The organism is Granulicatella sp. WM01 (assembly GCF_004570605.1).
In the GTDB taxonomy this organism is placed as follows: domain Bacteria; phylum Bacillota; class Bacilli; order Lactobacillales; family Aerococcaceae; genus WM01.
This window is the reverse complement of sequence record NZ_SPPB01000075.1, coordinates 1-7,078: the sequence shown is the minus strand read 5'-3', so window position 1 is coordinate 7,078 and position 7,078 is coordinate 1. Positions and strand designations below refer to the sequence as shown.

6 protein-coding genes are annotated in these 7,078 nt (G+C 30.8%); 5 read left to right on the top strand and 1 reads right to left on the bottom strand.

Going from position 1 to position 7,078, the window contains the following annotated elements; all coding sequences use genetic code 11:
- A partial coding sequence (locus tag E4T68_RS07985) for a DUF1542 domain-containing protein (RefSeq protein WP_135125825.1) occupies window positions 1-818 on the top strand: 818 nt, incomplete at its 5' end.
- Window positions 819-1,188: 370 nt separating this feature from the next.
- Here E4T68_RS07985 and E4T68_RS07980 read toward each other — a convergent pair.
- Window positions 1,189-2,022: an HAD hydrolase family protein gene (locus E4T68_RS07980; RefSeq protein ID WP_135125823.1), complete on the bottom strand. Its 834-nt coding sequence runs from the start codon at window positions 2,020-2,022 to the stop codon at window positions 1,189-1,191.
- Window positions 2,023-2,314: 292 nt separating this feature from the next.
- Between E4T68_RS07980 and ylqF the strand changes: the two genes are divergently transcribed.
- The 4 genes from ylqF (at window position 2,315) to lepB (ending at window position 6,791) form a co-directional block, all read left to right on the top strand.
- Window positions 2,315-3,169, top strand: coding sequence for a ribosome biogenesis GTPase YlqF (gene ylqF / locus E4T68_RS07975; RefSeq protein ID WP_135125821.1), 855 nt, complete (start codon window positions 2,315-2,317; stop codon window positions 3,167-3,169).
- Window positions 3,170-3,934: a ribonuclease HII gene (locus tag E4T68_RS07970; protein WP_135125819.1), complete on the top strand. Its 765-nt coding sequence runs from the start codon at window positions 3,170-3,172 to the stop codon at window positions 3,932-3,934.
- 1,117 nt (window positions 3,935-5,051) lie between these two features.
- Window positions 5,052-6,176, top strand: a complete 1,125-nt coding sequence (locus E4T68_RS07965) for a PTS sugar transporter subunit IIC (protein ID WP_135125817.1) — start codon at window positions 5,052-5,054, stop codon at window positions 6,174-6,176.
- A gap of 123 nt (window positions 6,177-6,299) precedes the next feature.
- The gene (gene lepB / locus E4T68_RS07960; protein ID WP_135125815.1) at window positions 6,300-6,791 is read left to right on the top strand and encodes a signal peptidase I; all 492 of its coding nucleotides are present in this window, start codon (window positions 6,300-6,302) and stop codon (window positions 6,789-6,791) included.
- The last annotated feature ends 287 nt before the right edge of the window (window positions 6,792-7,078 follow it).

The following is a 7,078-nucleotide window of genomic DNA, read 5'->3' as shown; positions in this document are numbered from 1 at the left end:
CTAAAACAACTGCTAAGAACGCTATTGAAGATGCAGCAACTGCTAAGAAAGCAGCCATCGATGCACGTAATGAATTAACGCAAGAAGAAAAAGATGCTGCTAAGAAAGAAGTTGACGATAAGGCTAAAGAAGCAAAAGCAAATGTTGATAGTGCGACAACAAATGCAGAAGTAGACACAGCTAAAATAGCAGGACAAGCAGTAATCAATGCATTTAATCCGCCAGCAGAGATTAAAAATAATGCTAAAGCAGAGATTGATAAAATTGCATTAGCTAAAAAAGCAGAAATTGATGACCGTTCTGATTTAACAGCAGAAGAAAAAGAAGTGGCTAAACGAGTGATTGATTTGAAAGTTTTAGAAATAAAACATGCCATTGATATTGCAATTACAAATGCAGAAGTGGAAGCAGCAAAACAAATGGGTATAGATAATATTGGAGAGTTCCATTTCAATTCTGATTCTAAGACATTAGCAAAAGATGCGATTGAACAAGCTGTAAAAGTAAAAAAAGCAGAAATTGACGCACGTAACGACTTAACAGCAGAGGAAAAATCAGCAGCTAAAGAACTTGTAGATGCAACAGCGAATAAAGCAAGACAAGATATAGATAATGCAACAAATCAAGCAGATGTTTTACAAGCAATAAGTCAAGGTGTGGATGCTATTATGGCAATCAATCCAATCGCTAAATCACGTGGAAAATTATTACCATATACTGGAGAAGCAAGTACATTATTACCTATTAGTTTTGGAAGTACATTACTTCCATTAGGACTATTTTTACTATGGCGTAAAAGAAATGAAGACGAAGAATAACGCTCAGATTCTTTAAGAGATATGCTATTTACACATGGTAAAGAGACTGTAAGATAAATAAACTAGCAAGAAACCAACTTAAAAATTGATTTCTTGCTAGTTTTTGTGTATAAAACGGGACTGGAAAAAAGTATTAGATAACAAAAACTGCGAAAAATCTTTGTTTATAAACGTTGATTTTTCGCAATTTTAAACATATTACTTCAGATAATACTTAGTTCTTTTCAAATTTCAATTATGTATGAAAAATAATATGATTGGAATAGAATGTCTAATGTAGAGCAGTTTATAACTAATCCATTCAATTTGCATAATGTAACAAACGTATTATTGATAAATTTTATCAATGAAAAATAGCTTATTAAGTAAATCAGTTATGTTTGTTATATTTTAATGTTTGTAAAATATGTTTGGCTACACCATTATGCTTATTTGAATCAAGAACTTCTTTGACCACTTGCTTAACAGAAACAATAGCGTTGCTTGGGGCAAAGGATTCTTTAAAATACGTTAACATTTCCAAATCATTTCGATCATTTCCGTAAACAGCTACTTCATTTTCAGATAAATGTAAATCAGCTAAAACATGCATTAATCCAGTTTGTTTATTTACATGGGCAGCAGTTAGTTCAAAATGATGTTTATTTGGTCCTGCATTATGACATTTGTTAGTATGTTGATGTAAAAAAGTACATAAGTCATTAGCACGTTCACTATTTCCTACATAACAATCTATTTTTAAAATAGGTTCTTGACATTCTGAAATATGTTTAAAGTTTCCAGTAAAAAATGCAATCACATGTTTAATGACGTATTTAAAAATTAGTTTGTCACTATTCAACTTTACAAAATGTTTCCAGTTTGAACGTGAAATATAGACACCTCGACGTGTGACATATTCAAATGCAATATCAGGAAAAGTTTGATTAAGAAGTTGAATGAATACATTATCAATACGCTGTTCTGAAATAATATGATTAGACGGAGTTAGCACTAATGCACCATTCATGCATACTTTATAAATTGGCTCATCAATAAACTTTAGTCCTACTCTATGATTAGGGTGCAAATGGCGCCCTGTTGCAATCGCAAAATGTTTACGTTGTGCCAATGTTTCTTTGACAGCACGTTCGCTCCATTTATCTGAACGATGAAGATGATTTAAAAAAGTACCATCTAAATCTGTTGCAAATAACTTAATCATGATAATAGCTCCTTTAAAAATATAATCCTAAGTTTATTATACTATAGAAATATAGGCATTAAAAGAAAATTTAGATGTTATTGGGAAATAGATTAATCATGGAAATAAATTAAATTTCATTTATGCCTTTGACATATTTGATAACATATAACTAAATATGATTAATTGAAACTAGCTTTTAACAGTTGTTTTTTGCTAATTCTATGAAATAACTGAGTCAATATTTGCTAAAATGCTCAAAATAATGTAGAGTAGAGAAGATAAAGTTTACGAGATGAAAGGAATGGAGAAGATGACTACAATTCAATGGTTTCCTGGACATATGGCAAAAGCACGGCGTGAGGCAGTTGAAAAACTAAAGTTAGTGGATATTATTGTAGAATTGGTAGATGCACGGCTACCTTATTCAAGTCGTAATCCAATCATTGATGATATTGTTGGACAAAAACCTAGAGTAATGGTATTAAATAAAACTGATTTGGCAGATATAAAACAGACAAATGAATGGACAACATATTTTAAGCACCGTCATTTGCAAGTCGTGCCTATTTCAGCTAAAGACGGTAAAGGTATAAAAGATATTCAAGACACATTAAAAGAATTGATGAGCGAAAAAATGGCGAAACTGAAAGCTAGAGGATTAAAAAATCGTCCAATTCGCTTAATGATTCTAGGTATCCCAAATGTTGGAAAATCTACTTTAATTAATCGTTTCATAAAAAAAAATAAAGCTGAAACGGGAAACAAACCGGGAGTAACCAAGGGACAACAATGGTTAAAACTAGGTGATGAATTTGAATTATTAGATACTCCAGGAATTTTGTGGCCTAAATTCGAAGATCAGGATATTGGGAAAAAATTAGCTTTAACAGGTGCTATTAAGGATACAATACTTCATCAAGAAGATATTGCTTTATATGCTATAGATTTTTTTGCACGCTATTACCCAGAACGTTTAAAAAAGATGTATGGATTACAAGATGAGCATCTTAACCTATCTAATTCAGACCTATTAATAAAAATAACTGAACGCTTAGGCTTAAAAGAAGAGTATGATAAAGCAAGTGATAAACTCATACATGATGTTCGTCAAGGAAAACTAGGCAAATATACACTAGATTTTGTGCATGAAGTGGGGGAAAAGTAGGTGCAGAGTGTTAAAGAAATCATCGTTGCTCTCCAGACAATAAACGATGAAAGTCAGTTATGTCAAGTTTGGTTAACTGATAGTCGTAAAGGTGTCCAATCGGCTCTTGAAAAATGGCGAAAAAAACAAGAAAAGTCTAGGCAAGAGCAAGTCAAATTGCAAGAGATGTTACGCTATGAAAAAGAATTATATCAATCAGGTTATCATCTTATTGCAGGTATAGACGAAGTTGGACGTGGGCCTTTAGCAGGTCCAGTAGTTGCCGCTTGTGTCATTATGCCAATGGATGATTATATTTTAGGGGTAAATGATTCGAAACAACTTTCTCCTCAAAAAAGAGAAGCATTATATGCTGAAATTATAGATAAAGCAATTAGTGTAGGTATAGGAATTATTGAACCTAATGTTATTGATGATATAAATATTTATCAAGCTACTAAACTAGCAATGATACAGGCTATTCAACAGATTGATATTATACCAGACTATTTATTAATTGATGCTATGAACTTAGATATAGCTATTCCACAAAAATCACTTATAAAAGGAGATGCCAATAGCTATCAGATTGCTTGTGCAAGTATTGTAGCAAAAGTAACAAGAGATCGCTTGATGAGTAAGTACGCCGAAAAATATCCTCATTATGATTTTGAGCATAATGCAGGCTATGGTACCACAAAACATTTAGAAGGATTACGTCAGTATGGGGTAAGTGCCATCCATAGAAAAACCTTTGAACCCATTAAAAGCATGTTAAACAAATAAAGTTGTAGTGTACACTAGAAATGATAAGAGTGCTTTATTTCATTAGTTAAAGAAGAGAGTAGATTAAGAAAATCAGGTAATTATAACTACTATGTTTAATTTTTCTAGTCTATTAATAAACAGCATCACTTTCAAATGATGCTGTTTATTATATGAACATACTTCAAATGAATATAAGGAAACGTGCTGAAAAAAATAGTGAACATACACACAATAAAGTGATGTGATAATACTATGTAAGCAAATAATGAAATACATTACATAATAGTAAAAAATTAGTGTATATTTACGTGGAAAACTGACAGTCATAAGTGATTGATTTTTTCAAAAAGACTACATAAACAAGAAAACATAACTTTAACGTAAAGCAAGTAAATATCTAGGTAAAGTTCTTTGTATTTTCAAGTTTTGTTTGCCTAAAAATTAATCTAAAGATAGCTGAATATAAGATTTTTACAAAGGGAAAATAAGATAGGCTAAGCAATCAATTCATGAGACATGTTCTAAAATTCTACTAGTTTTTCAATTGTGTGTTGCTATATTTTATATGTAATACCATAGAGAATGAGTTAAGTTACCTTAAAAACGAATGTTAGTAGTAGGAGAAAAAAATTTATTTTTTATAGAAAACGCTGGATTTTTTCAGAAAATATGATATGATACTACCAAGCATTAGAAATCGAAGAGATAAATGAGAAGATGAAGGAGTATTAGTGAGATGAATATTAAGGTTATCGTTGTCAATTTAATATTTGAAATGAATGAATTTAAATAATAGCAACGATAAGAGTGCAGTTTTATAATAAGATACAGATTAGGAAACCGGTGCTTTGTTGGTAAAAAAGTACCGATTTTTTGTCTAGCAGGATATTTAAAACTAACTTTTCAGAATACAGGCTATGATGTCAGTAATGACATGTAGAGAATTGTTTTCTTGATATAAAATGTAATAACATTACATTATCATAAAGTTGGTAATCAATTTTTCGAGTATTTTCTGCATATCTATTTTGATAAAAGATTATTTTATAAAATTAAGCAATATTCTATGAATTAATTATTTTTTCAGTATTTATATACGATTTTTTAGTGAATTGATACAAAGGAGAATATTTTTATGACAAACGAACAGTCTAAACATATGTCAATCATGACATTTTTAACAAAAATTTTAAACGGAACAGCTATAGGCGTATTAGTTGGTTTACTACCGAATGCAATTTTATCGGTTGTATTATCTGCTGAACTATTTAAAGGAAATGCATTTATTGGTGCATGGCAAAATGCAAATGTACTGTTTCAAGCGGTCTTACCAGCACTTATGGGATTAGTGATTGCCTTAGAATTTAATTTTAAAGGATTAAAAGCAGCAGTTATTGCTGCAGCTACTTATGTAGGTTCTGGTGTCACCTTAAAATCAAGTGCTGCAGCTCTTACACTTTTACAACAAGCACAAGAAACAGGAAATGACACGTTAATTAAACAGGCGTTAAAAGTATCTAATAGCTATTTTACATCTGGTACAGGAGATATTATTAATGCAATGTTAGTTGCATCGTTAACAGTTTTTCTTTTACTTTGTATCGGTGAAAAATTAGGATCTTTAAATATTATTTTATTGCCAATTATTGCCGCATTGTGTGCAAGTGTAGGATTACTTATGTTGCCCTATACTAAAGGCATTACAAGTGCAACTGGAGAAATGATAAAAACCTTTACAGAGTTACAACCTTATGTCATGAGTATGTTGATTTCAATTTCATTTGCTATTATTTTAATGACGCCAATGTCAACTGTAGCAATTGGTTTAGCTATTGGACTAAATGGTATTTCTGCTGGAGCATCTGCTATGGGGGTAGCAGCAACAGCTTTTGTATTATGTGTTCACTCTATATCTGTTAACAAACCAGGGGTAACAACAGCAATTGCTTTAGGATCAATGAAAATGATGATGCCAAACATTTTTAAAAATCCTATCATTTATTTACCATTGACAACAACAGCCGCTTTAACAGGACTGTTAGTTCCCATATTTAATGTAACTGGTACACCTGAATCTGCTGGTTTTGGGTTAGTTGGATTGACGGGCATGTTTGCTTCAATCAAAGGTGGATTATCACTTTTCATTGCTAGTATTGTATGGCTAATTGTTCCATTAGTAGTTGCCATATTAACACGCATATTATTTGAGAAAGTATTATCATTATATAGTGTAGAAATATTTAGATTTGAGATTGAGTAGTATTTTAACTATTCGCTTATCTTGAAAAGTCGGTGTTCACATAAAAATACTCTATAAAAATAGGCGCTTAATAACAAAAGTGTGGATTTCAAATAATTAGGGTAGTGGACAGCAAGGGGAATTATGGAAAAATTTAAAAAAGTGATAAAAAAACAACGTATTATACTTTTTATTGTGCTTATATTGGCATTAATAAAATGGTTTATTATAGATTTTGTGAGTGTTACAGGAAAATCTATGACCCATACGGTAGAAAATCATCAAATTATGATAGGTATGAAAATGTTTTACTCCATCAATAGATTAGATGTTGTGGCTGTAAAAGGGGAAGATAATCAATTATCTATTAAACGTATTATCGGTTTACCGGGCGATAAGGTTGAGTATAGACAAAATACACTATACATAAACAATAGTCGTATAGAGGAACCTTATTTAGATGGATACAAACAAGGTGAAGAGTTTTCAACGAGTGATTTTATGATTGAAAGAGTACCAGATAATCATTATTTTATCTTAGGAGATAACAGAAGAGATTCACTTGACAGTAGACATTTAGGATTTATCCATGAAAAAAATATTATATTAAAATCCATTTTTCTTTATGGATATTAAAATGAGTAAAAGGGCTGATTTATGGACAAAATATTTAAATACATATTTGAATAACATACATTATATGAAAAAATACTTATTAAGATTTTGAACAAAAAATAAATAAATCCAGAGAAAAGACTGTCAATCGAAAATGAAAATGTCCCAAAATGTGGGCCACTATAAGTGCAATGATTTTCAAAAAAATCATTGCACTTATAGGGCAAAATAATGTATGCTATTAAAGTATCAAGCAAGCTTGTTGTCTTGATACTCTTCAAGAGTTTTTCCAATACTCTTGAGATAGC

What these genes read in the sequence shown, in the direction of transcription:
- E4T68_RS07980 (WP_135125823.1), bottom strand. Translation starts at nt 2,022, where the DNA reads ATGATTAAGTTATTTGCAACAGATTTAGATGGTACTTTTTTAAATCAT.
- ylqF (WP_135125821.1), top strand. Translation starts at nt 2,315, where the DNA reads ATGACTACAATTCAATGGTTTCCTGGACATATGGCAAAAGCACGGCGT.
- E4T68_RS07965 (WP_135125817.1), top strand. Translation starts at nt 5,052, where the DNA reads ATGACAAACGAACAGTCTAAACATATGTCAATCATGACATTTTTAACA.
- lepB (WP_135125815.1), top strand. Translation starts at nt 6,300, where the DNA reads ATGGAAAAATTTAAAAAAGTGATAAAAAAACAACGTATTATACTTTTT.